Source organism: Paenibacillus sonchi, assembly GCF_016772475.1.
Taxonomy (GTDB): domain Bacteria; phylum Bacillota; class Bacilli; order Paenibacillales; family Paenibacillaceae; genus Paenibacillus_AQ; species Paenibacillus_AQ sonchi.
Window position 1 is genome coordinate 5,254,782 of sequence record NZ_CP068595.1, and the last position, 24,662, is coordinate 5,279,443.

The 24,662-nt window shown below is 52.8% G+C and carries 22 protein-coding genes and 1 pseudogene; 21 read left to right on the top strand and 2 right to left on the bottom strand.

Features of this window, described 5'->3' with window-relative positions:
- The first annotated feature begins 3 nt into the window (after positions 1 to 3).
- Positions 4 to 612: a 16S rRNA (guanine(966)-N(2))-methyltransferase RsmD gene (rsmD, locus tag JI735_RS23450; RefSeq protein ID WP_039839052.1), complete on the top strand. Its 609-nt coding sequence runs from the start codon at positions 4 to 6 to the stop codon at positions 610 to 612.
- On the top strand, positions 596 to 1,117 hold the full coding sequence (gene coaD / locus JI735_RS23455) for a pantetheine-phosphate adenylyltransferase (protein ID WP_020433328.1): 522 nt from the start codon (positions 596 to 598) through the stop codon (positions 1,115 to 1,117). Before rsmD ends, coaD begins: the two co-directional genes overlap by 17 nt.
- On the opposite strand, the gene JI735_RS23460 is transcribed toward coaD, so the two are convergent.
- The gene (locus JI735_RS23460) at positions 1,086 to 2,318 is read right to left on the bottom strand and encodes a nucleoside recognition domain-containing protein (RefSeq protein ID WP_202676485.1); all 1,233 of its coding nucleotides are present in this window, start codon (positions 2,316 to 2,318) and stop codon (positions 1,086 to 1,088) included. The two genes, coaD and JI735_RS23460, sit on opposite strands and share 32 nt — an antisense overlap.
- Positions 2,319 to 2,454: 136 nt before the next feature.
- On the opposite strand from JI735_RS23460, the gene JI735_RS23465 reads away from it, so the two are divergent.
- Positions 2,455 to 3,492 carry a SepM family pheromone-processing serine protease gene (locus JI735_RS23465; RefSeq protein ID WP_039839046.1) on the top strand — a complete coding sequence of 346 codons (1,038 nt, stop codon included), beginning with the start codon at positions 2,455 to 2,457 and terminating at the stop codon, positions 3,490 to 3,492.
- Here the strand turns inward: JI735_RS23465 and JI735_RS37960 are convergent.
- A pseudogene (locus JI735_RS37960) lies at positions 3,482 to 4,719 on the bottom strand (tRNA(Met) cytidine acetate ligase). The gene JI735_RS23465 and the pseudogene JI735_RS37960 overlap by 11 nt on opposite strands.
- A gap of 142 nt (positions 4,720 to 4,861) precedes the next feature.
- Between JI735_RS37960 and JI735_RS23475 the strand changes: the two are divergent.
- From JI735_RS23475 to JI735_RS23560, 18 genes are all read left to right on the top strand, one after another.
- Entirely contained in the window at positions 4,862 to 5,389 is a 528-nt protein-coding gene (locus JI735_RS23475) for a YceD family protein (protein ID WP_325175539.1), read from the top strand.
- Between the two features lie 53 nt (positions 5,390 to 5,442).
- Positions 5,443 to 5,616 carry a 50S ribosomal protein L32 gene (rpmF, locus tag JI735_RS23480; protein ID WP_019911234.1) on the top strand — a complete coding sequence of 58 codons (174 nt, stop codon included), beginning with the start codon at positions 5,443 to 5,445 and terminating at the stop codon, positions 5,614 to 5,616.
- A gap of 470 nt (positions 5,617 to 6,086) precedes the next feature.
- Complete coding sequence (gene fapR / locus JI735_RS23485; protein ID WP_060863198.1) at positions 6,087 to 6,683, top strand: transcription factor FapR; 597 nt, start codon at positions 6,087 to 6,089, stop codon at positions 6,681 to 6,683.
- On the top strand, positions 6,667 to 7,656 hold the full coding sequence (gene plsX, locus JI735_RS23490; RefSeq protein ID WP_039839038.1) for a phosphate acyltransferase PlsX: 990 nt from the start codon (positions 6,667 to 6,669) through the stop codon (positions 7,654 to 7,656). Before fapR ends, plsX begins: the two co-directional genes overlap by 17 nt.
- Positions 7,657 to 7,664: 8 nt before the next feature.
- Positions 7,665 to 8,657: a beta-ketoacyl-ACP synthase III gene (locus JI735_RS23495; RefSeq protein ID WP_167330851.1), complete on the top strand. Its 993-nt coding sequence runs from the start codon at positions 7,665 to 7,667 to the stop codon at positions 8,655 to 8,657.
- A gap of 93 nt (positions 8,658 to 8,750) precedes the next feature.
- Positions 8,751 to 9,674 carry an ACP S-malonyltransferase gene (gene fabD / locus JI735_RS23500; protein WP_039839034.1) on the top strand — a complete coding sequence of 308 codons (924 nt, stop codon included), beginning with the start codon at positions 8,751 to 8,753 and terminating at the stop codon, positions 9,672 to 9,674.
- 46 nt (positions 9,675 to 9,720) lie between these two features.
- Complete coding sequence (gene fabG / locus JI735_RS23505; RefSeq protein WP_039839033.1) at positions 9,721 to 10,470, top strand: 3-oxoacyl-[acyl-carrier-protein] reductase; 750 nt, start codon at positions 9,721 to 9,723, stop codon at positions 10,468 to 10,470.
- 121 nt (positions 10,471 to 10,591) lie between these two features.
- Positions 10,592 to 10,825 carry an acyl carrier protein gene (locus tag JI735_RS23510; RefSeq protein ID WP_019911228.1) on the top strand — a complete coding sequence of 78 codons (234 nt, stop codon included), beginning with the start codon at positions 10,592 to 10,594 and terminating at the stop codon, positions 10,823 to 10,825.
- 197 nt (positions 10,826 to 11,022) lie between these two features.
- Positions 11,023 to 12,261: a beta-ketoacyl-ACP synthase II gene (gene fabF, locus JI735_RS23515; protein ID WP_083886946.1), complete on the top strand. Its 1,239-nt coding sequence runs from the start codon at positions 11,023 to 11,025 to the stop codon at positions 12,259 to 12,261.
- Positions 12,262 to 12,274: 13 nt separating this feature from the next.
- Entirely contained in the window at positions 12,275 to 12,979 is a 705-nt protein-coding gene (gene rnc / locus JI735_RS23520; RefSeq protein ID WP_039839031.1) for a ribonuclease III, read from the top strand.
- Positions 12,980 to 13,250: 271 nt separating this feature from the next.
- On the top strand, positions 13,251 to 16,820 hold the full coding sequence (gene smc, locus JI735_RS23525) for a chromosome segregation protein SMC (protein WP_039839030.1): 3,570 nt from the start codon (positions 13,251 to 13,253) through the stop codon (positions 16,818 to 16,820).
- Between the two features lie 51 nt (positions 16,821 to 16,871).
- Entirely contained in the window at positions 16,872 to 17,870 is a 999-nt protein-coding gene (ftsY, locus tag JI735_RS23530) for a signal recognition particle-docking protein FtsY (protein WP_020433353.1), read from the top strand.
- A gap of 396 nt (positions 17,871 to 18,266) precedes the next feature.
- Positions 18,267 to 19,730 (top strand): circularly permuted type 2 ATP-grasp protein, encoded by a 1,464-nt coding sequence (locus tag JI735_RS23535; protein ID WP_039839029.1) that lies wholly within the window; start codon positions 18,267 to 18,269, stop codon positions 19,728 to 19,730.
- Between the two features lie 95 nt (positions 19,731 to 19,825).
- Positions 19,826 to 20,779, top strand: a complete 954-nt coding sequence (locus JI735_RS23540) for an alpha-E domain-containing protein (protein ID WP_039839028.1) — start codon at positions 19,826 to 19,828, stop codon at positions 20,777 to 20,779.
- On the top strand, positions 20,776 to 21,642 hold the full coding sequence (locus JI735_RS23545) for a transglutaminase family protein (RefSeq protein ID WP_039839027.1): 867 nt from the start codon (positions 20,776 to 20,778) through the stop codon (positions 21,640 to 21,642). The genes JI735_RS23540 and JI735_RS23545 overlap by 4 nt, the downstream gene beginning before the upstream one ends.
- A gap of 375 nt (positions 21,643 to 22,017) precedes the next feature.
- Complete coding sequence (locus tag JI735_RS23550; RefSeq protein WP_039790931.1) at positions 22,018 to 22,827, top strand: SDR family oxidoreductase; 810 nt, start codon at positions 22,018 to 22,020, stop codon at positions 22,825 to 22,827.
- 588 nt (positions 22,828 to 23,415) lie between these two features.
- Complete coding sequence (locus tag JI735_RS23555) at positions 23,416 to 24,210, top strand: DUF2087 domain-containing protein (protein WP_039839024.1); 795 nt, start codon at positions 23,416 to 23,418, stop codon at positions 24,208 to 24,210.
- A 21-nt stretch (positions 24,211 to 24,231) separates the two neighbouring features.
- Positions 24,232 to 24,609, top strand: a complete 378-nt coding sequence (locus tag JI735_RS23560; protein ID WP_020433375.1) for a GIY-YIG nuclease family protein — start codon at positions 24,232 to 24,234, stop codon at positions 24,607 to 24,609.
- Positions 24,610 to 24,662: the final 53 nt, after the last annotated feature.

Sequence of the window (24,662 nt, forward strand, 5' to 3'; positions counted from 1 at the left end):
GCGGTGAGAGTTGTATCGGGAAGTGCAAAGGGGAGGCCTCTGAAGAGTGTTCCGGGCACCGGGACAAGACCCACTACTGATAAGGTCAAGGAAGCGATGTTCAGTATGATCGGCCCGTATTTTGACGGAGGAGCCGCACTGGATTTGTTCGCCGGGACAGGAGGGCTTGGTATTGAAGCCTTGAGCAGGGGGATGGATCAGGCTGTTTTTGTGGATATGGAGCAAAAGAGCATTGATACGGTGCGTGCGAATCTGAAGGCAGCCAAGGTCGAAGCGCAGGCAGAGGTGTACCGCAATGATGCCGGAAGAGCGCTTAGTGCGCTGGAGAAAAGGGGGCGTTCCTTTGATCTGGTTTTCCTTGATCCTCCATACAGGCTTAAGCACGGGAACGAGCTGATGCTGGCCATGGTTCAAAAGGGACTGCTCCGTGAGGATGCTGTGGTTGTGCTGGAGCATGAATCCAGCTATGCGTATCCGGAGGTTATTCCGGGATTCCGGAGAACACGGCAAGCCGTATACGGCGAGACGGCAGTGTCTATTTATAAGTATGAGGCATCTTCCCAAGAAGAAGCAGGGAATGCCAAGGAGGGTAATGATGAGTCTGCAGATTAGAAAAGAACGTGTCGCTATCTATCCGGGTACTTTTGATCCGGTGACGATGGGACATATGGATATTATTCAGCGCGCAGCAAAACAGTTCGACAGACTGATTGTTGCCGTTCTTAACAACTTAAGTAAAAATCCGTTATTCTCCGTTGAAGAACGGACGGATTTGCTTCGGCAAGCCACTCAGGACATTCCTAATGTGGAAGTGGACAGCTTCCGCGATCTGCTGGTCAACTATGTCCGGCAAAAGGATGCCCAGGTCATCGTCCGCGGGATCCGGACAGTGACCGATTTTGAATATGAACTGCAGAATGCCTCGATTAACCATAATCTGGACCCCGATGCGGAAACCATATTTATGATGACCAATCCGAAGTACTCCTATCTTAGTTCCAGTGTAGTGAAGGAGATTGCACATTTTGGCGGGAACGTCTCCGATTTTGTGACACCCGAAGTCGAACTGGCAATGAAGCACAAGTTCAAGCGGATGGACGGCGGAGTGAAGCCATAACATAAACAACTGCGGATAGGGCTAATAATAAGAGCAGGATCAGGATTTGCAAGCCCAGTGCCTGAGGCCAAAAGCCCCAGACCGTTTCGGGGGCTGCAATACCTGGCAGCAGTTGATCTTTCGGTACTGCGGCAGCAGGCAATACAGCTGATTGAAGATTCAAAAGCGGCTTCCATAACAAGAGAGTGAACAAGAAAGCATAGATTCCCTGCAGCAGCCGGTTGGCAGCGTAGGGCAAAAAACGCACGCCGGCCTGCTTAAGCAGAGTCAGCGCTTGGAGCTGCCCGCATATACCGCTCCACCCGAGGGCAGCCGACAGCAAGGCCGCTCTAAGGAGGTCTCCGGAACTGAAGGAAGATAGCCCCGATGTTCCGGCGCTAAGCGCATGAGCCCCAAGGTGAATCTCCAGCACGCTGGCTGCCAGTGCCTGTGGAAGCTGTGGGAACATGGAAGCCGTTATATTGATGACAACTGCAAAAATGATCATATAACCACCGACAATCATCAGGTTCTGGACAGCGGAACTTACGGACTCGCCAAGCAGTCTGCCGAAGCTGCGCCCATCCTGTTCACGGGCCTCCACAGCTGCCCGGTAGAGACGTCTTGGCAGGGAGGCCTTTTTGCCGTCCCCTTCAGCAAGTTGAGGCGGTGCCTCTATCCTGGAGCGGCCTCCAATCCGAGCAGAGGTATAACCTGCGGACAGCCCGGCAAGCCAGTGTATGGCCAAGAGCGCATAGCCTGACGCCGGACTGTGCAGAAAAGCTGCACCCACGACGATCAGCAAGGTGACCGGGCTGGCATAATGTGCGAGTGAAGCCAGCCTGCCGGCTTCCTTATCCGTAATGCTGCCCTGCTTGTGCAGCTGCTGAACAGCGCCTGCACCGGCGGGAAAACCGGCAGTCATTCCAAGGACTAGCGTCCAGCCGCCGGCGCCCGGCAGACGGAAGATCCGTTTCATCAGCGGCTCCAGCAGGACACCAAGGCTGTGGACTACCCCCGAGGCCGCTAACATTTCCGAGAGAATCAGAAAGGGCAGCAGGGCCGGGAAAACAAGGTTCCACCAGAGCTTGAGGCCCTGCAATGAGGCTGCGAAGGAGGACTCCGGTGCGGACACGATTGCGGCGGCCAGCAGGATGGCTGCAGCTCCGCCGACAAATGGAGCGGCACCTGAGGTTAACCGGTGTATTTTAATGTTATTCATTTTGAGCTTCACCTCTTCATAGCTTAGGACATGGGCTAAGGACTGTTATCAATTTATGCAGAGAAGACAACCGTCATGCCTTGGCCCAAGGGATTCCAATGGATAGCCAAGTGCTGTGGGAAAGAAGGGAAAAGCAGTGAGGCAACAAAAACGCCGGGTAGGATTCCGCGCTACCGCCTACTTGTTCACATTTGTGGTGATTCTTTATGTTGCGGTATTTATGAATACACCTTATATCGTTTATCAGCCGGGGAGCGCCTCCGAGGTTGCGCCGATGATTCACGTTCAGAACGCAGATAAGGATGAAAAAGGCACCTTTATGATGACTACGGTTTCTGCCAGCTATGCGAATGTTGCGCTTCTCGTAGCCTCTGTATTCAATTCGAATTCGGAGGTGGTCCGCAAGGAAACGCGTCTGGGGAATAAGACAGAACAGGAGTATGCAGCCGAGCAAGTATACTATATGAACAGCTCGCAGTCCTTTGCCGTACAGGCAGCTTATCATGCTGCTAATATTCCTTATAAAGATGTTGTGGACTATTTGTATGTATTCTCGGTACCTGCAACCGGCAACCGTGAGCAGTTCAGCCCGGGCGACAAAATTATCAGTGTAGAGGGACAGACGATCCCTGATCCGGATGCGTTATCCGCGCTTTTGTCCCGCAGGAAGATAGGTGACCCGGTAGCTGTCCTGCTGCAGCGGGAAGGCAAGGAAGTGAAGGAAGAGGTTAAGCTGGTAGAGGTCAAAAATCAGGAGACGGGGGCGGTGAAGCCGGGCCTCGGGGTTGTGATTGGAGCCGTGCAGAAGGTTAAGCCCGAAGTGGAAGGGAAAACGGTAAGCTTTGTGGATACGGATGTCGGCGGTCCTTCTGCCGGGCTGATGTTCACCATGGAGATAATCAATCAATTAACCCCAGGTGATCTGACCAAAGGCCACCGCGTTGCAGGTACAGGCACTATTGAGGCCGATGGCAACGTAGGCGCAATTGGCGGCGTCAAGCATAAAATTGTTGCAGCGGACAAGAAAGGGGCGGAGATTTTTTTCGTCCCTGTCAAAAATTATGAGGAAGCCAAGGCTAAGGCTGATCAAATAGGCACGGACATGAAGCTTATCCCGGTCTCAACCCTTGCCGAAGCGCTCAAATATATGCAGGAGCTGCCGGTCAAATCCTGACGGGCGGCTCCAAATAGTCCCGGTACAGATCAGCACGCGAGGGATTGCGGAATGCTCCCGCATAGGCTGCCGCTGCTTGCAGATCTCTTTCCAGCATAGGATGAGAGAACTGTGCCGGACTGGTCAAGACAGGCCACGCGGCGCTGTGCTTCATCTGCTTCAGCAGCTCCCGTCCGCTTTCCCGGAAGCCTAGAACCCTGATGTAGCCCGGACCCTGAGCAAGCACGGCTGGCGCCATTTCCTGTTTGCTGTGATTCAGCAAAGCATGGATCAGCAGACGCTGCAGCCTGGTGTGGGTATAGCGCTTGCTTTTCAGTGCTTCCAGCAACCCGGACACCGTAAAGTGCGGGAGAGTTGGCAAAACCCGGAGCAGACGGTTTTCCAGGCCTTCGTTCATATCCTGCAGGCTGTGAAGCTCGGCGGCTGTCCGGGTGGCGAGCAGGTGGCGCAGTGGAATCCGGAAGCTTTCCAGATTCAGCGGACCTCGGCCTGCCGCATGCTCCCTTTCCAGGATGGACATGCTATACTCCGGCATGTACGCCGCTGGTGATCCGCCCTCGGACAGCAGCCGGCGGATGGCCGTAGCGCTGGCAATCGGCGACCCGCTCTGCAGCGGGTCGTGAAAGCCTGCGCCGGTGCGTGGCGCGGTAAGCGGCCTGATCTTGCTGCCGAGCCGCCGCAGCGCGATCAGGTAGTGCAGGCCGAGGCTGTTGTTCGGCTGGCGCAACAGCCCGGCGGCATCCGGGCGTCTCTCCGCTTCCGGAAGAGACGCTTCCCAGGCTGACGCCGCAGCTGCGCTGTACGCGGCGGGAAGCTCGCCCCCAGCGCCATGCGGCGGCGGATCTCGCCCTGCAGCGCGCTGCTCTCATCGGCCAGGAATTCGGCCATCGGCTGCAGCGCGATCAAAGTCCCTGCTTCGGAGCCGAAGCACAGGCTGTCCACGACCCCGGTCGCTTCCAGCAGTGCTACTGCTCCGAAGGCAAACCACTCCGCCGGCTGGACGGCATACGCGACCGGCAGCTCGATCACGACATCGGCGCCCATATGCAGCGCCATCTCCGTGCGGGCCTGCTTGCTCACCGCCGTCGGTTCGCCGCGCTGGGTGAACGGACCGCTCATGATGACAATCGAGCGGTCCGCGCCGGACAGCCTCCTGGCCTCTGTGAAGTGGTGCACATGCCCGTTATGTAAAGGGTTGTACTCTGCAATAATGCCGACCGTAGTCAATGTAGCTTCACTCCGATTCTGGACTTTAAGAAATCCTTTTAGCTATATCATAAATTGTCCGGAACACTGAAACAATATAAAGGGAAAATGGTTGACAAAGTTCGGTAATAATAGGTATAATAAATTTTGTTTGTTTGGAGTGATGATGATGAAGATTCACTTTCGCAAATTAGCTAATGCCGACGAGCCTCTGCACATTCACGAAACGCTGGATGTCAGCGAGCTTGTCAAAGGGCGAAAGGATATACTTGCTGTTGCACCGCTCTCAGTGGACCTTAAAGCGCTGCCCGCGGACGCCGATTGTGTGAACGTGGTGGGAAAATTGAACGGGAATGTGGATATGTTATGTGCACGTTGCCTGAGTGAGGTTAACAGTAAATTGAATATTCCTTTTGCTGAGACTTTCAAATGGCTTAAGCAGCCGCTTCTTCCCGAAGATGAAGATGAGGAACTCATCTACATCGAGGATGAGATTGTGGATCTTGTCCCGTTTGTGGAAGAAAACTTCGTACTGCACTTGCCGGATTCGGTATTGTGCAAGGCAGACTGTCTTGGTCTTTGTCAGACATGCGGACAAAATTTGAACGAAGGCACCTGCAGTTGCGACAACACAGTGATCGATCCTCGACTTGCTGCGTTGAAAGGATTCTTTACCAAGCAAGATGACTAAGAACAAATCCCGAGTGATAACGGGTTACAACAGAATCAGGAGGTGTAACACAAATGGCAGTACCTCAACGGAGAACGTCCAAAACACGCCGTGACAAACGCCGCACCCACTTCAAACTGGTGGTGCCGGGCATGGTGAAATGCGAACAATGCGGAGAGCTGAAACTGGCTCACCACGTATGCAAAGTTTGCGGAACTTACAAAGCTAGAGAAATCATCAAACAATAGTTTGATAACAAAAGTAGCACTTCATCTGCTGGTGAGGTGCTATTTTTTTTGAAAATATAAGTTTACCGCTGAGATTGATGCCGCCATCTCAAGGTGCAGGTGCCACCGTTTTTGCTTAGTGAAAAATACCCGTCCCGGTACCGGACATCAGCCGATGAAGTCAAGCGCAGCGCGGGCTGCTTGCCCAAAAAGGATAGCTCCACAGGCCTGCTTGGAAGTCAACGCTTTATTTTTGGCGCGGCATGCTTTATACTACATATTAGTACCTGGTTCTAATATTTTAGAATCTTACAGCTATGACGACAGCGGCCATTTCCAGGGCCGAATGCTTTTTTCCGAAATATAAGGATGCACAGGGTTTACTCTATAATTCCCCTTATATTTATCGCAGAAACGGATACCGTCCTTTTCAAGGGCGTTGAAGCCGTTTCAGCTTGGCATGTGCCAGGAGGTGAGCCGCCATAGAGCGGATGTCCAAGAAAGAGCGTCAGCAGCAGCTGCTGCAGATAATAGATGGCAATCCCTTTGTGACTGACCGGGAACTGACCCGGCAGCTCAAAGTAAGCATACAGACAATCCGGCTGGACCGGATGGAGCTGGGGATTCCCGAACTGCGTGAGCGGATGAAGCAGATGGCGGAGCACTCCTATGATCAGGTGCGTTCCTTGCCCGCAGATGAAGTAGTCGGTGATATTGTTGACCTGCAGCTGGACCGCAGCGGGATTTCCATATTCGAAATTCGTGAGGAGCATGTATTCTCCAGAAACGGGATCGCACGTGGACATTATGTGTTCGCCCAAGCCAATTCACTGGCGGTTGCCATTATCAATGACGAGATTGCCCTGACGGCTTCCGCCGATATCCGGTTTGTCCGCATGGTGCGGTTAGGCGAGAAATGTATTGCCAAAGCGCAGGTGCGTTCGCTGGCGGGCCGGAACGGCAAAGCCGAGGTGGACGTGTTTACCTATGTCGGTGAAGAATTGGTTTTTCAGGGCCATTTCATAGTGTACCGGTCCGCAATTGAAGAATACAGCGAAGGGGGAAACCGCAGTGCTGATCGCCATTGATGCAATGGGCGGGGACAACGCTCCTGAATGCAATGTAGAGGGTGCTTTGTCCGCAGCTGCAGAGTGGAGTGATACGCAGATAGTGCTCGTAGGGGATGAAGCCAGACTGGAGCCGCTGCTGATAAATAAACCGGCCAACGTGACCGTTCGTCACGCGGGGGATGTCATCGGTTCGGATGAAGAGCCGGTAAATGCGGTCCGCCGCAAAAAGGATTCGTCGATGGTGGTTGCCGGGCGCATGGTACGCGAAGGTGAAGCGGATGCCATGATTTCGTCCGGGAACACCGGAGCCCTAATGACTACGGGGCTGCTGGTCGTGGGGAGAATGCAGGGGATCGAACGCCCTGCCCTTGCCCCCATGATCCCAACGCTGGATGAGGTGGGTGTCCTGGCGCTGGATCTGGGCGCGAACATGGACGCCAAGCCGCAGCACCTGGTGCAATATGCGCTGATGGGCAGCATCTACCGCAGCCAGGTTCATGGCATTGCGAAGCCGCGCGTGGGTCTGCTGAATGTGGGCACTGAGCCGGGCAAAGGCAATGAGCTGACCAAGGAAACTTACCCGCTGCTTGAAGCGCTGCAGGGCATTCATTTTGTCGGCAATGTGGAAGCGCGCGATGTCCTCACGGGCGGGTGCGATGTGCTTGTCTGCGACGGTTTTGCCGGGAATATACTATTGAAGACGCTGGAAGGTACAGCGGGTGCGATGTTCTCTTTGCTCAAGGAACAATTCAGCAAGTCGCTCAAGACGAAGCTGGGTGCGGCTATCCTCATGCCGGAGCTTAGAGGCCTCAAGGGTAAAATGGATTACAAGGAGCATGGCGGTGCTCCGTTGCTAGGCCTGAGCGGGCTGGTAGTGAAAGGGCATGGCTCTTCTGACGGCAATGCGGTGAAGAATGCGGTCAGACAGGCCCGGATTGCCTTGCAAGCGGATTTGGTAGCCAGCATATCGAAGGAAATCAGCGGGAAGTGAGTGAAGACATGAAACAACAATTGCGGCCGGTAGGAATTATCGGAACAGGAAAATATGTGCCTGAACAAATATTAACCAACAGCGATCTGGAGAAAATGGTCGAAACCAATGATGAATGGATTGTCAGCCGGACAGGCATCCGGGAACGGCATATTGCCGCCCCGCATGAAGCCACCTCTGATCTGGCTTATGAAGCCGCGCTCAAGGCGCTGGATTCAGCAGGCATGAAGGCTGAAGATTTGGAGCTTATTATTGTAGCGACTGTTACACCGGATAGCACTGTCCCATCAACAGCGTGCATTCTGCAGGACAAGCTGGGAGCAAAAGGCGCAGCGGCATTTGACTTGTCGGCAGCCTGCTCCGGGTTCGTATACAGTCTGGCGACGGCAACCGGCTTTATCCAGAACGGTATGTACAACAATGCTCTGGTTATCGGAGCGGACACCTTGTCGCGCATTACGGATTATACTGACCGCAACACCTGCGTATTGTTCGGTGATGGCGCCGGTGCCGTTATTATCGGCGAGGTTCCTGAAGGAAGAGGCTTTCAGTCCTTCGATCTCGGCGCGGAAGGCTCTGGCGGCAGTCTGCTGAATATAGAAGCAGGCGGCTCACGTCTGCCGGCCTCCCATCAGACCATTGAAGATAAGAAGCATTTCCTCTATATGAACGGCCGTGAGGTTTTCAAATTCGCGGTCCGGGTTATGGGCACGGCTACAGAGCGCGTTCTTACCAAAGCGGGACTCGGCAAAGAGAACATTGATCTGTTCGTTCCGCATCAGGCGAACGTCCGCATCATTCAATCCGCGATGCAGCGTCTGGATTTGCCGCCTGAGAAATGCGTAATCAATGTTGACAAATACGCAAACACATCTGCGGCGTCGATTCCGCTTGCGCTGGTTGAAGCTGCGGAAGAAGGCCGGATCAAGGAAGGCGACACCTTGCTGATGGTCGGTTTTGGCGGCGGACTTACTTGGGGGGCTTCTGTCCTGATCTGGTAGTCAGCAGAACCTATATATTATAGAAGGAAGTGGCTTCAGGACAGCCGAATCAGGCTGACGTCCCAGCCGTTCAACGAGAAGGAGTTCAGACATATGGGTAAAATTGCATTTGTTTTTCCCGGCCAGGGTGCACAGGCAGTGGGTATGGGTAAGGATGTGTATGATGCTCTTCCGCACAGCCGTGCGGTATTCGAAAAGGGTGATGAAGTGCTTGGTTTTCCGCTTAGCCGCCTTATTTTCGAGGGGCCGGACAGTGAACTGAAGCAGACATTGAATACACAGCCCGCGCTTGTAACAACCAGTGCGGCTTACCTTGAGGCCATTCGTCAACACGGCGTGAATCCTGATTATGTTGCGGGACACAGCCTCGGGGAATACAGCGCGCTGGTAGCAGCCGGAGCTTTGGCTTATGAAGATGCAGTGAACCTGGTGCGCCTGCGCGGACGCTTTATGGAAGAAGCGGTTCCCGGCGGACAAGGGGCGATGGCGGCAGTGCTTGGCGCAGAGCGTGAAGCCCTGGCTGAGCTGTGCCGTTCCATATCGGAAGCCGGCAACGCTGTAGAACTTGCCAACGTCAACTGCCCCGGGCAAATTGTAATTTCCGGTTCCAAAGCAGGTGTTGAAGAAGCTGCTCAGCGCATCAAGGAAATTGGCGGCAAACGGGCCATTCCGCTTGAAGTAAGCGGCCCCTTTCATTCTTCCTTAATGAAGGAAGCTGCTGAACGCCTGGCTGCCGAATTGGGGAAAGTAACCATCAACACGCCTTCGGTGCCGGTAGTTGTTAATGTGAACGCAACAGCAGTCACTGACCCCGGTGAAATCCGGGAACTTTTGATGCAGCAGGTATTTTCTCCTGTATTGTGGCAGGATAGTGTAGAGTGGCTGATTGCCGCCGGAGTGGACACCTTTGTGGAGATTGGACCCGGCAGTGTGCTGGCAGGATTGATCCGTAAGATTGACAAGACCGTCAAGGTTGTCAATATCAACAGTCTTGAAAGTGCTGCGGCTGGCTGGTAAGCCCGGTGTAATCAAGCGATGTGGAATGGATGAAAGGGGATAAGCGATGTTCTCAGCATTAAAAGGCCAGACCGCTCTCGTCACAGGCGGGTCCCGCGGCATCGGCCGCAGTATTGCGCTTCAGCTTGCGGAGCATGGTGTGAAAGTAGCTGTGAATTATTCCGGTAACGAGGCAGCTGCTCAGGAGACCGTAGCCCGCATCATTGAGCTTGGCTCCGAGGGCATTGCCATCCGGGGCGATGTCGGCAACAGCCAGCAGGCGGAAAGTATGGTTAAAGAGGTTATTGATACCTGGGGGAAGATTGACATTCTGGTCAATAATGCCGGCATCACCCGTGATAATCTGATCATGCGCATGAAGGAAGAAGAGTTCGACCAGGTTATTGAAACGAACCTCAAAGGTGTGTTCAACTGTCTGAAATCAGCTACCCGCCCGATGATGAAGCAGCGTTATGGCCGGATTATCAACATTTCTTCGGTTATTGGCGTGATCGGGAATGCAGGGCAGTTGAACTATTCTGCTGCCAAAGCAGGCATCATTGGGATGACCAAGTCGGCGGCGCGTGAGCTGTCTTCACGGGGAATCACGGTAAACTGCATTGCGCCAGGATTTATCGATACCGAAATGACGCATCAGCTGTCCGATGAAGTCCGCAGTGAGTATGTGAAGGGGATTCCCCTTGCCAGACTCGGGCGGCCGGAGGATATTGCCATGACAGTTGTATTTCTGGCCTCGGAAGGGGCAGCCTACATGACAGGCCAGACGCTTCACGTGGATGGCGGAATGTACATGTAAGGCCGAAAAAGCTGTAAAGTCTTACAGTGGAAGAGAGTTGGGGCGGCCGGAAAGCGTTTTTTGAGCTCTATGGTATTTTGACTTCATATCTCGTATAATACCAAAAGAGGAGGTGAACCGGATGTCCGATGTATTGGAGCGTGTAAAACGCATTGTCATCGACCGCTTAGGTGCCGATGAAGCTGAGGTAACATTAGAAGCGTCTTTCAAAGATGATTTGGGTGCTGATTCTCTTGATGTAGTAGAATTGGTTATGGAATTGGAAGATGAATTCGATATGGAAATCTCTGATGAAGATGCAGAGAAGATTACGACCGTGGGTGAAGTTGTGAAGTACATACAATCTCATACCTAGAGTCATATGATTGAGAGTCCCGTTCCTACAGAGGGCGGGACTTCTCCTCATTTTACAGAGCAATAGCAGCAACAAAGGATGCCACATGCACCTTTACGGGGAAAATAACTGAATCGCGCAAGGTTTGACCTTGCGGCGACCTAAGTTTATATAGTTTTCTTACAAGAAGATACAGCCTACAGATGGGGTGATTGCGTTTGAGTCATAGAGTAGTTGTTACAGGTATGGGCGTGATAACATCGCTGGGTACGGATTTGGATACGTTCTGGGATAATCTGATGAGCGGCAAGTCCGGAGTCTCAACGGTAGATACCTTTGATGTCAGTGAGTACACTACCAAAATTGCAGCATCAGTCAAAGACTTTGATCCTGAGGAGCGGTTTGGCCGCAAGGAAGCGCGGAAGATGGACCGTTTTGTCCAGTTTGCCGTGGCCGCCGGAGAAGATGCGCTGAAGGACAGCGGACTTGTGATCGGTGAAGGTATCGATGCGGAACGGATCGGAGTATCCGTCGGTTCCGGTATTGGAGGACTGGGCACATGGGAAGACAACCATAATCTCCTTTTGGAGAAAGGCCCCAAACGTGTCAGCCCGTTCTTCATTCCCATGATGATTGCCAACATGGGCTCAGGGCAGCTGTCGATCAGTTTAGGTGCCAAAGGTCCGAACACAACAACAGTGACGGCCTGTGCAACAGGAAGCCATTCGATTGGGGAGTCCTTCCGCCTGATCCAGCGCGGCGATGCGGATGCGATGATCTGTGGCGGTTCGGAGGCTACCATCCGTCCTACCGGAATGGCCGGCTTTTGTGCCATGAGAGCGATGTCTACACACAACGAAGAGCCTGAGAAAGCCAGCCGTCCGTTTGACATAGACCGTGACGGATTCGTAATGGGCGAAGGTGCAGGGATTCTGATTCTTGAATCACTGGAGCATGCCGAGAAACGCGGTGCCAAGATTTATGCGGAAGTGATTGGCTACGGTCTCAGCGCAGATGCCCATCATATGACAGAGCCGGACCCGGATGGTGCAGCACGCTGCATTAAGATGGCGATCCGCGATGCCGGAATTGCACCTGAAGAGATTGATTACATTAACGCACATGGAACTTCCACCCCTGTAGGCGACAAGTCAGAAACTTCTGCTGTTAAGAAGGCTCTGGGAGATCATGCCTACAAGGTAGCGATCAGTTCCACCAAATCCATGACAGGCCACTTGCTTGGTGCTGCCGGAGGTGTGGAAGCCATCATATGCGGATTGTCTCTGCAAAAGGGCATGATCGCGCCAACCATTAATTTGGACAATCCTGACCCGGAATGCGACTTGGACTATGTTCCGAATGTTCCGCGCAAAGCAGATCTTAACATCGTTATGTCGAATTCTTTTGGCTTCGGAGGACATAACGCTACGGTAATTCTCAAAAAATATAATCAGTAAGGGAGACAGTGCGGTGAAAGGAGACCTGAAGCAGTTACAAAGCCAACTTCAAATCCAATTTCACGATGCTGTACTTCTGAAGCAGGCCTTTACCCATGCCTCATATGTGAATGAACACCGGTTCAATCAGCATCAGGACAACGAGCGCCTGGAATTTCTGGGCGATGCGGTTCTGGAGCTGACGGTATCTGAATATTTGTACAATTTGCTTCCGGACAGACCTGAAGGTGAACTGACCAAGCTGCGCGCGGCAATCGTATGCGAGCCATCCTTAGTCAGATTTGCCGAGAGTCTGGGCTTTGGGCGTTACGTACTGCTGGGTAAAGGGGAAGAACTTACGGGCGGCAGAACCCGCCCGGCCTTGCTGGCCGATGTGTTCGAATCCTTTGTGGGAGCGCTTTACCTGGACCAGGGGCTGGAAACGGCCCGGCGGTTTCTGGATAATCATGTATTCCCGCTGGTGGAGACGGACGGCAAGCTGCAAATGCAGATGAGCGATTTCAAGACGGAGCTTCAGGAGCTGATTCAGCATCACGGAATGGGTACGCTGGAATATCGGATTATTGAAGAACGCGGACCGGCACATGAACGGGAATTCGTCTCTGAGGTTTATATGGCGGGCCGGTCACTTGGCAGCGGCAGTGGACGTTCCAAGAAAGAAGCGGAGCAGCAGGCGGCAGCGGCAGCACTTTTGCGGCTGAAGGAAGATGGCGCTTAAGTGCCGGCTGCAGGTTTAGGGTTTATTTTTAGTCTCGCGGAGGAGAGCAGCAATGGTCTGAAAGCCGGCGTACAAGCGGAGCTCAGACTTTTGCTGCTCTTTTTCGGAATACAGACTGGATTTTTGTAACGATACCATCCTTAAAAAGGACGGCGAAGCCGTTTCCGCTTGTGGCAAACAGGAGCTGAAGTCCGCCAGGGGTCCGGTGGTTTAGGGCTATTTTAGGCGGTGAACCGCTATGGTATAATGGGGCAGAGGTGAATAAGAGGGTATGTTTTTGAAACGGATTGAATTAGCTGGCTTTAAATCATTTGCCGACAAAACGGAAATGGAATTCGTGCGCGGAATTACAGCCGTAGTGGGTCCGAACGGCAGCGGCAAAAGCAATATTTCCGACGGTATCCGCTGGGTTCTGGGCGAACAAAGCGCCAAATCGCTGCGCGGCGGCAAGATGGAGGATATTATTTTTGCCGGGAGCGATGCGCGCAAGGCTGTGAACTACGGGGAAGTGTCGCTTACGCTGGATAACGAGGATCATGCGCTGCCTCTGGATTTCAGCGAGGTGACGGTAACCCGCCGTGTGCATCGCAGCGGAGAGAGCGAATACTTAATCAATAAGCAGGCTTGCCGTCTGAAGGATATCACTGAGCTGTTCATGGATACCGGCATCGGGCGCGAGGCTTATTCGATTATTGGACAAGGCCGGATTGAAGAAATACTCAGTACCCGTTCCGAGGACCGGCGCGGCATATTTGAAGAAGCCTCAGGGATTGTTAAATATAAATCACGCAAAAGAGATGCGGCACGCAAGCTCGATGAAACCGAGCAGAATCTGCTGCGCATTCATGACCTGATCAGTGAGCTGGAGGATCAGGTGGGACCGCTGAAGGAGCAGTCCGAGAAGGCGATCCGTTACAAGGAACTGCGCGAGCAGCTCAAGCAGCTGGAGATCTCTGTGTATGTCCACCAGATCGAAGGCATACATACCGCGTGGAAGGAAGGCAATGACCGTCTGGAAGTGCTGCGCGACGAGCAGCTTGAGCTGTCCACAATCGTTTCGGCCCATGATGCCAAGCTTGAAAGCGGACGCGCCGAGCTGCGCGCATTGGAAGAAGAAGTAGAGAAGCTGCAGGAGCAGCTGCTGCGTTATAGTGAAGCTAATGAGAAAAGCGAAGGCTACGGTGAGCTGCTGAAGGAACGCAGACGCAATCTGGAGAGCAACCGGGAGCAGCTGCTGGCTACGCTTGGATCGGTGGGAGAACGTTCCGAGGGCAGACAGCGTGAGCTTGCCGAACTGGAGCATAAGCTGCAGCAAACCCGGCTGGCTCTTGAAGAGCTGCGAACACAGATTGCGGATGAGGAGTCCAGGCTGGAAGGCGTAGCCGGAGGCATTAACCAGAGCAAGGAAGAGCAGCTGAAGAGTTCGCTGCTTGAGCTGATGAATCTGATGGCCCAGGCCCGGAATGAAATCCGTTATGCGGACCAGCAGAAAGAAAGTCTGGAGCGCAGAATGAGCCGCAGCCAGGAAGAGAGCGGGAAATGGACCGCGAGGCTGAAGGAATTGACCTCTGCCCAAAACGGTCTGAAGGATAAAATTTCCAGCCTGGGCAAAGAAATCAGTTCGCTCCGCAATGCATACATCACGGAGAGCGAGCAAACCAGCAAACGGCAGAAGCTGCTGGAGGAGACACAGAGCGGACTCCGCAAATGGGAGCAGAAGCGTGAAGCCCAGGTTTCCCGGCATGAGACGATGAAGGAAATGCAGGATGATTTTGACGGATTTATGCTCGGAGTCAAAGAGGTGCTGAAGGGTGCGCGCAAAGGTCAGCTAAGTGGCGTACACGGTGCTGTCGCTGAGCTGATCTCCGTTCCGGAGAAGCTGGAAATGGCTGTCGAGACTGCACTTGGCGCTTCGCTCCAGCATGTGGTAATGGATAACGAGGCGGTGTCCCGGCAAGCGATTAGCTTTCTGAAACAGCGTCAGCTGGGACGTGCAACCTTTCTGCCGCTCGATGTCATCCGTGCCCGGCAGATCGGCGGAAGCGACCGCAGTATGGTGGAAGGTGCGGACGGATTTGTCGGAATCGGATCTGAGCTGGTGGGTTTCGAAGACAAATATGCAAGTATAGTCGGCAGTCTCCTGGGAAATGTGGTTATCGCAGAGAGCCTGGAACAGGCGAACCGCATTGCTGCCAAGTGCCAGTACCGGTATAGAGTGGTGACATTGGAGGGTGACGTTGTCAATGCGGGCGGTTCCATGACCGGGGGAAGCCAGCATAAGAAGAACAACAGCCTGTTAAGCCGCAAACGTCAGCTGGACCAGTTGTTCAGCGAGATTGAGGAGAGCGAGCGGCAGATCGCGAAGCTGAAGCAGGGCATCAGCCGGCTGCGGGAGGAGCAGGAGAATGCTTCACGGAAGCTGGAGGAACTGCGCCATAACGGTGATGAGAAGCGTCTGGAGGAGCAGCGTGTCTCCGGTGATCTGAAGCAGCTGGAGCAAGAGCTTCGCCATGTGCAGGAGCAGGTCGACGGAGCCGGTGCCGAGCGCAGCGGGTTCGAGAGCGAGGTCCGGGCGCTGGAGGAGAGCCGCAAGCAGGCGGCTGCTGAGCTTGAACGGCTGGAGAAGGAAGAGAAAGAAGCCCATGAGGCGATCCGGAGTGCTGAATCTGCGCGCAAGGCGAATGAGTCGGCTAAGGAAGAGCTGCAGAGCAAGCTGACCGGGATGAAGGTCACAGAGGGCAAGCTGGACCAGGAGATTTTCTCTCTGGAAGAGCAGGTGCGGCGCATGAGACAGGATGCGGGTTCGCAGGATAAAGAGCTGCGCCAGAGCCGCAGTCTGCTGATCACGATAGAGAAGGATCTGGAAGAAAACACGAAGGAAGCTGTGAAGCAGAAAGAAGACCTGAACAGCTATCGTCTGAAAAAAGAAGAGACAGCGGCAAAGCTGGACCTGGCCCGTGCCGACCGTGCGGCGTTGACACGCAAGCTGGAACTGGCCGAAGGCGAAACCAAGGATCAGCGCCAGGCGCTCAAATCCGTTGACGACAAGCTGCGCTCCACAGAAGTAGCCGTAGGGCGGCTCGATGTGGAGCTGGACAATATTCTGCGCAAGCTGAGCGACGACTATGAGCTCAGCTATGAGCTGGCGAAGCAGCGTTATGCGGTGCCTGAGGATGTGCCTGCCGCCCAGATGGAGGTGCAGCGTCTCAAACGCAGCATTTCTTCACTGGGTGAGGTGAATCTGGGAGCGATTGAGGAGTATCAGCGCGTGCATGAGCGGTTTACTTTCCTGAGCGGCCAGAAGGATGACCTGGTGGAAGCTAAAACCACGCTGTACCACGTTATCCGTGAGATGGAAGAGGAAATGTCCAAACGGTTTAAGATAACCTTTGACGCCATCCGCCGTGAATTCGGCACCGTATTCACCAAGCTGTTCGGCGGCGGACGGGCCGATCTGATGCTGCTGGACCCTGAGCATATGCTGGACACAGGGATTGATATTGTCGCCCAGCCTCCCGGCAAAAAACTGCAAAATCTGCAGCTTCTATCCGGTGGAGAGCGGGCACTTACAGCCATGGCGCTGCTGTTCGCCATCCTGCAGGTCAAGCCGGTGCCGTTCTGCGTACTGGATGAGGTCGAAGCTGCCCTCGATGAAGCCAATGTGGTGCGCTTTGCCCAGTATCTGCGCGAATTCTCGGAGCAGACACAGTTTATTGTTGTCACCCACCGCAAGGGAACCATGGAAGAAGCGGATGTGCTCTATGGTGTTACGATGGAAGAAGGCGGCGTATCCAAGCTGGTGTCGGTTAAACTGGAGGATGAGGAAGCGGAGATTGCTTAGTCCAATGGCTTCGAAGCTGGTTATGCCCACAAAACTTTTAGGAGGAACACTATGAGCTTTTTCCGAAAATTAAAAGAAAGCATCTCCGGCAAAACGGAGAGCGTAACGAAACAATTCCGCGACGGTCTGGAAAAGACACGCAAGGGGTTTGTGGAGAAGGTATCCGACCTGATCTCCCGCCGCAAGAAGATAGATGAAGAGTTCTATGAGGAATTGGAAGAGATTCTGATCGGCGCGGATGTCGGTGTAAATACTGTGATGACTCTCGTTGAGGAACTGAGAGCAGAAGTGAGGCAGAAGCGTATCGAGGATGCATCCGAGCTGCAGCCCATTCTGTCCCGGAAGCTGATGGAGCTGCTGCGCGGTGACGATGACAATAGCCTTAGGGAGAACCCGGACGGCATTACTGTCATCCTTTTCGTCGGGGTAAACGGTGTCGGCAAGACGACTACCATCGGCAAGCTGGCGCACCGCTACAAACAAGAGGGCAAAAAGGTTCTGCTCGCCGCAGGCGATACCTTCCGGGCGGGGGCCATAGAGCAATTGGAAGTCTGGGGTCAGCGTGCGGGTGTGGATGTCATCAAGCAGCAGGCTGGTTCTGACCCGGCTGCTGTGATGTTCGATGCCGTGCAGGCTGCCAAGCAGCGGAATGTCGATGTGCTCATCTGCGACACCGCAGGCAGACTGCAGAACAAAAGCAATCTCATGGAAGAGCTTAACAAAATCTTCCGCGTCATTCAGCGCGAGATTCCCAGCGCACCGCATGAGGTGCTGATGGTGCTGGATGCCACCACGGGTCAGAATGCATTGACCCAGGCCAAGCTTTTTGGTGAAAAAAGCGGTGTCACCGGCCTGGTGCTGACCAAGCTGGACGGCACGGCCAAAGGCGGGATTGTCGTTGCCATCCGTCAGGAAATGAATCTTCCGGTGAAGCTCGTCGGCTTAGGCGAGAAGATGGAGGATTTGCAGCCGTTTGACTCCACCCAGTTCGTCCATGCTCTTTTCGCCGGTATGATTTCCGCGGAAGAGGATAACGAAAAGCAGGAATAGAGCCAGGGCTTTTTAACCAAACCATAGGAATCTTAGACGCCAAGAGCGGCCGTGCCTCTTTAGATAGAAGCATCGGCCGCTCTTTTTCGTGAAAAACACTATAAAAATTCAATATATGAAAAATTCATAACAGTACTGCTTGTCATCTCTCCCGCATACAATTCTATGTATTCCTCATATACATATCCTTGATCAACACTTTCCGAGAAAGGAAGCGATTTCAAGACTATAAGATGGATAATTAACTCCATTCCTCTGTTATATATATTGACATGTATGATGTCATTTACGTATTATGAATGTATATTTTAATATTTTCGTATGTTAATTTCTAAATTATGCAATACTCTGTCAACAAACATCACATACCATATTGATCCGAAAGGAGTCGGGCTCATGTCCAAACTTGATCCTCTGCCCGGACTGTCTCCGTATCCGCTGCAACATTTTTACGATGAAATGTATGCTGAGGAACGGAGTATCCGGCCGCATTACAAACATGTGAACCGCATGTTTTCCGGGATGAGCCCCGAAGAGCTGCAGCTCAAACAGAAAATGATGCAGCGTCGGATGATGGAAGAGGGAATTACCTTTACACTGTACAATCCTGCACAGGATCATCCTATGGAGCGTACGATTCCCTTTGATATGATTCCGCGGATTATCCCCAAAGGGGAATGGGAGCGGCTGGAAGCCGGGATTGTTCAGCGGATTACAGCCTTGAATCTGTTCATTCACGATATCTATCATGAGCAATACATCGTCAAAGACGGCATTGTGCCGCGCCGCATGATCATCTCCAATTGCTATTTCCGTCCGGAGATGTCCGGCTTGCGGGTGCCCGGCGGCGCTTACGTCACGACCTCGGGGATTGACCTGATCCGTCATCACGACGGGGAATATTATGTGCTAGAGGACAATTTGCGGACTCCTTCAGGGTTTTCCTACCTATTTAAAGGCAGATCCCTGATGAACCAGCTGTTTCCCGAATTGTCTTTGGCCAGCTCTATCCGGGATGTGGATCACAGCCTGAACCGGTTCCTCTCTGTATTGCGCAGCCTATCCCCGTCCCGGACGAAGGACCCGGTGATTGCCCTGCTGACTCCGGGTGAATATAACTCTGCTTACTATGAACATGCGTTTCTGGCCCAGCAAATGGGAATCCATCTGGTAGAAGGCCGGGACTTGGTTGCCCAGGACCACAAGGTGTATCTAAAGGAAATGAACGGGATGCGGCGCGTGGATGTATTGTACCGCAGATTGGATGATGATTTCTTAGATCCGCTGGCGTTTCAGCCGAATTCACTCCTGGGAGTGGCCGGGTTGATGAATGCCTACCGGGCAGGAAATATTGCCATAGCCAATGCACCGGGAACCGGTGTTGCCGATGATAAAGCGATGTACGTATACGTCCCGGATATGATCCGGTATTATCTGAACGAAGAACCTATCCTGGGGAATGTCCCCACCTATCTGTTGTCCAGGACGATGGAACGCCAGTATGTGCTGGATCATCTGAAAGAAATGGTAGTTAAAGAAACCTCGTTATCCGGCGGGTATGGCATGCTGATCGGCAGCGAGGCCTCCAAAGACGAGCTGGCGGAGTTCCGGCTCAAAATCCTTGCCGATCCGGCCCGCTATATCGCCCAGCCCATAATGTCGCTGTCGAGAGCACCGGTGCTTTCCGGAGGCCGCATGACTCCGCGCCATATTGACCTGCGGGCATTTGTGCTGATGGGTGCGGACCGCAAGCCGCATGTCATTCCAGGGGGGCTGACCCGTGTCGCCATGAAGGAAGGATCGCTGGTGGTCAACTCATCACAGGGGGGCGGTGTGAAGGATACCTGGGTAATGGCTTAGGGGCAGGAATTGGCAGGATAACGTCAGCATGGAACCTTTACAATCATATATCTTAACAAAGTGCGGCATCTATACGTTAACGAGGGAGTGGTACGATGCTGAATCGCAACGCGGAGGCTTTGTTCTGGATTGGCCGATACATTGAGCGGGCGGAGAATCACGCACGGCTGATCGATGTTCATTATCATATTCAACAGGAAGAGGATTTCCGGGCGGAGGGACACAAGTGGTCCAGACTGATAGATGCGCTGGGTGTCCGGAATGAATACCAACAGCAGTTTGACGGCTTCTCCGAGCAGGATGTTTTATCTTTCATTACACTTGATCTTGGCAATTCTAATTCTTTGTTCTCTTGTGTCCATCAGGCCAGAAATAATCTTCGCACCCTGAGGCAGCATCTCCCGAGCGAGCTGTGGGATATCATCAACAGCTTCAACCTGTGGCTTGGGGAGCAGTCGGTGGCGGATATTCTGAGCGGTCCCCATCAGTTCTACCAGCAGGTAAAAGAGCGTGCGGCCATGTTCCTCGGTGCAGAGCAGTCCGTGATGCTGCGGGGCAATGAATGGCGGTTTATCGGGAGCGGGCGGTTTCTGGAAAGGGCAGAGAATACAACCCGGATTCTGCAGGCGGTAACGGTATCCTGCAAGTCCAAGGATATTAACGCGATCTACACCCAGCTTCAGGCGGTGCTCAAATCAGTAAGCGGATATCAAGCCTTCCGGCGGTATTATGCAGATGCGATGTCACCGGAGAGCATACTGGAGTTCCTGATCGTGAATGCCTATTTTCCCCGTTCGATCCGCTTCTCGTTCCACAAGCTGGAAGAGCATTTAGCGAAGCTAAGGCTGGATTCTTCCGAGAAAGGCTCCGGGCATGAACGGGTAATCCGCCAGGCCGGCAAGATTAAGGCTGAGCTTGATTATATGGAAAAGGAAGAGATGTCCGGCGATCTCGTGGAGGACGTGCTGCAGTCGTTGATGGGTTCCTGCCAGAAGCTGGGGAGAACGATGGAAGGCGCCTTTTTTCGCCGTGAAGGAGTGTCCGCATGAAAATTCAGATCGATCATACAACGACGTACAGCTACCCGGAGCCGGTTACGGACAGTGTCAATGAAATCCGTCTGACGCCGCGCACCAATTACCGGCAATCCTGCTACCATCATGAGGTAGAAGTATTTCCGCCGGCGAATCTGCTGACGTATGAGGATTTTTTTGGCAACCGGGTTCATGCTTATTCTGTAAATAAGCCGCATACCGAAATGGTAATCCGCACCAAAGCCACTGTGGTAACGCTGGATAAGGCACAAGGCTCGGATTTGCCGCATATTCCGCTGGAGGAGCAAGTGAAGCTGCTGAATGATGAGAAGTTCCAGAACCGGTATGTGGAGTTCATTCTGCCTACCCGTTACACGGAAGTGACACCTGAGTTAGTTGAATTTGCTTCACAGCATCCGTTTGATGCGGCAGAGGATATGTATAAATGGACCCAAAAGCTGTCTTCAACGATCTACGAGCAGTTTACGTATGACCCCGAAGCCACAAGTGTCAACACTACCGTTAAAAAAGCGCTGAAGCTCAAACGGGGGGTATGCCAGGATTACGCTCATCTGATGATTGCGGTCTGCCGCAGCGTCGGACTGCCTTCACGATATGTCAGCGGGTATCATTTTGTCGGAGATCTTCAGGGCGGCAATGCCGATTTCGAGCAGGCTTCGCATGCCTGGGTCGAGACGCATATTCCCGGCACCGGCTGGCTGGGTTTTGATCCTACGAATAACATGGAAGTAAACTGGCGGTACATTAAGCTGGGGCATGGCAGGGACTACAAGGATATCGTTCCGGTAAAAGGAGTGTACCGCGGGGTTGGAGGTACGCTGACGGTCAAGGTGGATGTGCGGCAGCTGGAGAAGTGAACGGGTGAAGGAGTGGCCTCGCGGGAGCGGGGCTTTTTTGAAATATAAGAATTTCTATGCTTCACGCTATAAATTATCCTTCTATTTCCCGCTGAAACGGGTACCTGAAAGCGATACTCTGTATCGCTGCTTCGGAAGCATAGACTCCTAATAAGGACAGCGTAGCCGTTTCTACTTGGCGTTTAACAAACTATATATTGGGTCCACCGCATAGGACCTCAATCAGCTTCCATGAATGGCCCCGCTTTGTGAGGGATTTGTGCATGGTACACCGGGTTTGTGCAAATTTTGCATAAAATGATTATAATCAGGGCCTGTTTGGGTAATCTTGAAACAGAGCCACTATGGTGGACGACATGGAAAGGGAGTGTACATATGAGCCCAAATATAATGAAAAAGAAGCGTTTCCTCGGTAAAACAGCCATCATTACAGGAGCGGGCTCCGGAATCGGCAGAGCGACAGCGATTCAGATGGCCCGTGAAGGCGCAAATGTAGCATTATTTGATCTGGTCAATGAACGTACCTCCGTTCTGGAACAGAAGCTGAACAAGCTGCGCAAGGACTGTGCCCTGGCCATTGATGTGGACACTTCGGACGAGAAGCGTATGGAAGAGGCGGTGCGCAGGACTGTTGAGCATTTCGGCGGACTGGACATTGTTTTTGCCAATGCCGGCATCAATGGTGCGGTAGGGCCGATTGAGGAGCTGAGTCTGAGTGACTGGGAGCGTACAATGTCCGTGAATCTGACGGGGACTTTCCTGACATTGAAATACAGCATCCCGCATCTCAAGGAGAAGGGTAAAGGAAGCATCATCATCACCAGCTCGATCAACGGCAACAGCCGGTTCGCCAGCTTCGGCTGGTCACCGTACAGCACCACCAAAGCCGGACAGGTTGCTTTTGCAAAGATGGCGGCGCTGGAGCTGGCGAAGTTCAAAATCCGGGTAAACGTTATTTGTCCGGGAGCGATCTCCACTAACATCGATGAAAGTACAGAATTTAATGAGGAAGTGGAAACGATCGTCATCCCGATTGAGTTCCCGGAGGGGGCCCAGCCCCTTGCTGACGGCCCCGGCAAACCGGAAAATGTAGCCGACCTGGTCTCTTTTCTCGCTTCGGATGACGCGATTCATATTACCGGAGCGCAGATCATAATTGATGGCGCCGAATCGCTTTTGTCTTAAAGCCAAGAAACAGCCTTATCCATGGGTCAGAGGTGACTAAGGATAAGGCTGCATTTATGAGGGGGACCGGGTAACTTCCCTAACATTCATAATCGTCATCGTCCGGCATAACGATCTTCCTGATCTTTGCTGGCTCACTCGCCGCGGCCGCCCCACATGGCAGCGGCACAGACAGCGAAGGACAGCGGCCGGAACAGAGCAGCGCTAGTTGGAAAAAGGGAACTTATTTCCCCAAAAAATCAGCAATTGTGAGATTGAAGTGGAAAAAGGAAGCTTAATCGGGCCATATTCCTTCATCACGAGCGAACTGAGCCGAATTAGCTGCCCTTTTTCCACTTCAGCTGCGAAAAAATAGGGGGTTCAAGCAAATTAGTTATCCTTTTTCCACTTGGTATGGCCGAAGGCAACACTACACTGAAATCAAAACGGCTACGTTGTCCGGCGAAGGACGGCGCGGCCGTTTTGTGTTTAAAGATTTAAAGGGCAGCGAAGCCGTTTCTGTGTGTTTTGTAAACAATGTAATTAGATAGTTGTAAAATAACAAACAAAATGATAATATGTCTATATAATTGATGATGAAATTGGGTGATGACGTTGGCAGAAGGCAATGAATCGATTAGCATTTCCGAAAAGTTCTGGAATGCCTCCATTAATGAGCTGAAGCAGGGATACCGGTTTGAAGTGCGGGAGCATTCGGGTTTTTATACATGTCTTGTCTGCGGAGAGGAATTTGAGAAGGGGCTGATCTATAAGGAAGACAGCCGTTATTATGAAGCCGGAAAGTATGCAGCTCTTCATGTAGAACAGGTGCATGGCGGCATGTTTAAGTGGCTGCTGGGGCTGGATAAGAAGCTTACCGGACTGACGGAGCTGCAGAAGGGGCTGCTGAATGCTTTCCGGCACAGCCTGAGCGATGGAGAAGCTGCCAAGGAGCTCGGTATCGGCAGCACTTCCACGGTGCGCAATCACCGGTTTACGCTGCGGGAAAAGGTGAAGCAGGCGAAACTGTTCCTCGCGGTGATGGAGCTTGCCGAAGAAAAGCCGGGGGCGTCCTCGCCTTTTGTCAGCATTCCCCGTTCTGCGGCTATGGTTGACGAGCGGTTTGCGATTACCGAGGAAGAGAATGCCGGGATCCTGAGTGCTTATTTCAAGCAGGGGCCGGAAGGTCCGCTCTCGGAGTTCCCAAAGAAACAGAAGCGTAAAGCGGCTATTCTCCGCCAGCTGATCAAGCGTTTTGAAACCGGACGCCAGTACACGGAGAAGGAAGTTAACGCCATCTTGAAGGAAGCTTCATCTGATTATGTAACGCTCCGGCGGTATCTGATCGATTACGGGCTGCTGGACCGTGAGCCTGACGGAAGCACCTACTGGGTCAAATTATAAATGAAGAGGAGACCATGAATCATGGAGAAGTCTAAACGTAAAGAGCTGGCCTATAACTATGCGCATTCCCATCGCCCGATGGGGGTCTACCGGATTGTCAATACCAGAAATGATAAGGTTTTTGTGGGCAGCAGCATTAATCTGGACGGCGTCTGGAACAAGCATAAATTCATGCTGGACATCGGAAACCATGAGAACAAAGCGCTTCAGGCTGACTGGAAGGAATTTGGAGAACAGGCGTTTGTTTTTGAAATTCTGGAGCGGATTAAGCCCGAAGAGGATTTTGTGGCCGAAGTATCCGAGCTGGCCAAATACCGCAAGCTTCTGCCTGATCTGGAGAATAAATGGCTGGAGCAGCTGTCGCCTTACGGAGAACGCGGATATCTGAAGAAGAAGTGAAATGCTGGTATTCACCAGCAGGTGATTTACCTTATTCCTTATGCTAAACTATA

Excerpts from the sequence above, each read along its gene's own strand:
- coaD (WP_020433328.1), top strand. The coding sequence starts at position 596 with ATGAGTCTGCAGATTAGAAAAGAACGTGTCGCTATCTATCCGGGTACT.
- JI735_RS23460 (WP_202676485.1), bottom strand. The coding sequence starts at position 2,318 with ATGAATAACATTAAAATACACCGGTTAACCTCAGGTGCCGCTCCATTT.
- JI735_RS23475 (WP_325175539.1), top strand. The coding sequence starts at position 4,862 with ATGATGATGAAGATTCACTTTCGCAAATTAGCTAATGCCGACGAGCCT.
- rpmF (WP_019911234.1), top strand. The coding sequence starts at position 5,443 with ATGGCAGTACCTCAACGGAGAACGTCCAAAACACGCCGTGACAAACGC.
- fapR (WP_060863198.1), top strand. The coding sequence starts at position 6,087 with ATGTCCAAGAAAGAGCGTCAGCAGCAGCTGCTGCAGATAATAGATGGC.
- JI735_RS23495 (WP_167330851.1), top strand. The coding sequence starts at position 7,665 with ATGAAACAACAATTGCGGCCGGTAGGAATTATCGGAACAGGAAAATAT.
- fabD (WP_039839034.1), top strand. The coding sequence starts at position 8,751 with ATGGGTAAAATTGCATTTGTTTTTCCCGGCCAGGGTGCACAGGCAGTG.
- fabG (WP_039839033.1), top strand. The coding sequence starts at position 9,721 with ATGTTCTCAGCATTAAAAGGCCAGACCGCTCTCGTCACAGGCGGGTCC.
- JI735_RS23510 (WP_019911228.1), top strand. The coding sequence starts at position 10,592 with ATGTCCGATGTATTGGAGCGTGTAAAACGCATTGTCATCGACCGCTTA.
- smc (WP_039839030.1), top strand. The coding sequence starts at position 13,251 with ATGTTTTTGAAACGGATTGAATTAGCTGGCTTTAAATCATTTGCCGAC.
- ftsY (WP_020433353.1), top strand. The coding sequence starts at position 16,872 with ATGAGCTTTTTCCGAAAATTAAAAGAAAGCATCTCCGGCAAAACGGAG.
- JI735_RS23535 (WP_039839029.1), top strand. The coding sequence starts at position 18,267 with ATGTCCAAACTTGATCCTCTGCCCGGACTGTCTCCGTATCCGCTGCAA.
- JI735_RS23540 (WP_039839028.1), top strand. The coding sequence starts at position 19,826 with ATGCTGAATCGCAACGCGGAGGCTTTGTTCTGGATTGGCCGATACATT.
- JI735_RS23545 (WP_039839027.1), top strand. The coding sequence starts at position 20,776 with ATGAAAATTCAGATCGATCATACAACGACGTACAGCTACCCGGAGCCG.
- JI735_RS23550 (WP_039790931.1), top strand. The coding sequence starts at position 22,018 with ATGAGCCCAAATATAATGAAAAAGAAGCGTTTCCTCGGTAAAACAGCC.
- JI735_RS23555 (WP_039839024.1), top strand. The coding sequence starts at position 23,416 with ATGACGTTGGCAGAAGGCAATGAATCGATTAGCATTTCCGAAAAGTTC.
- JI735_RS23560 (WP_020433375.1), top strand. The coding sequence starts at position 24,232 with ATGGAGAAGTCTAAACGTAAAGAGCTGGCCTATAACTATGCGCATTCC.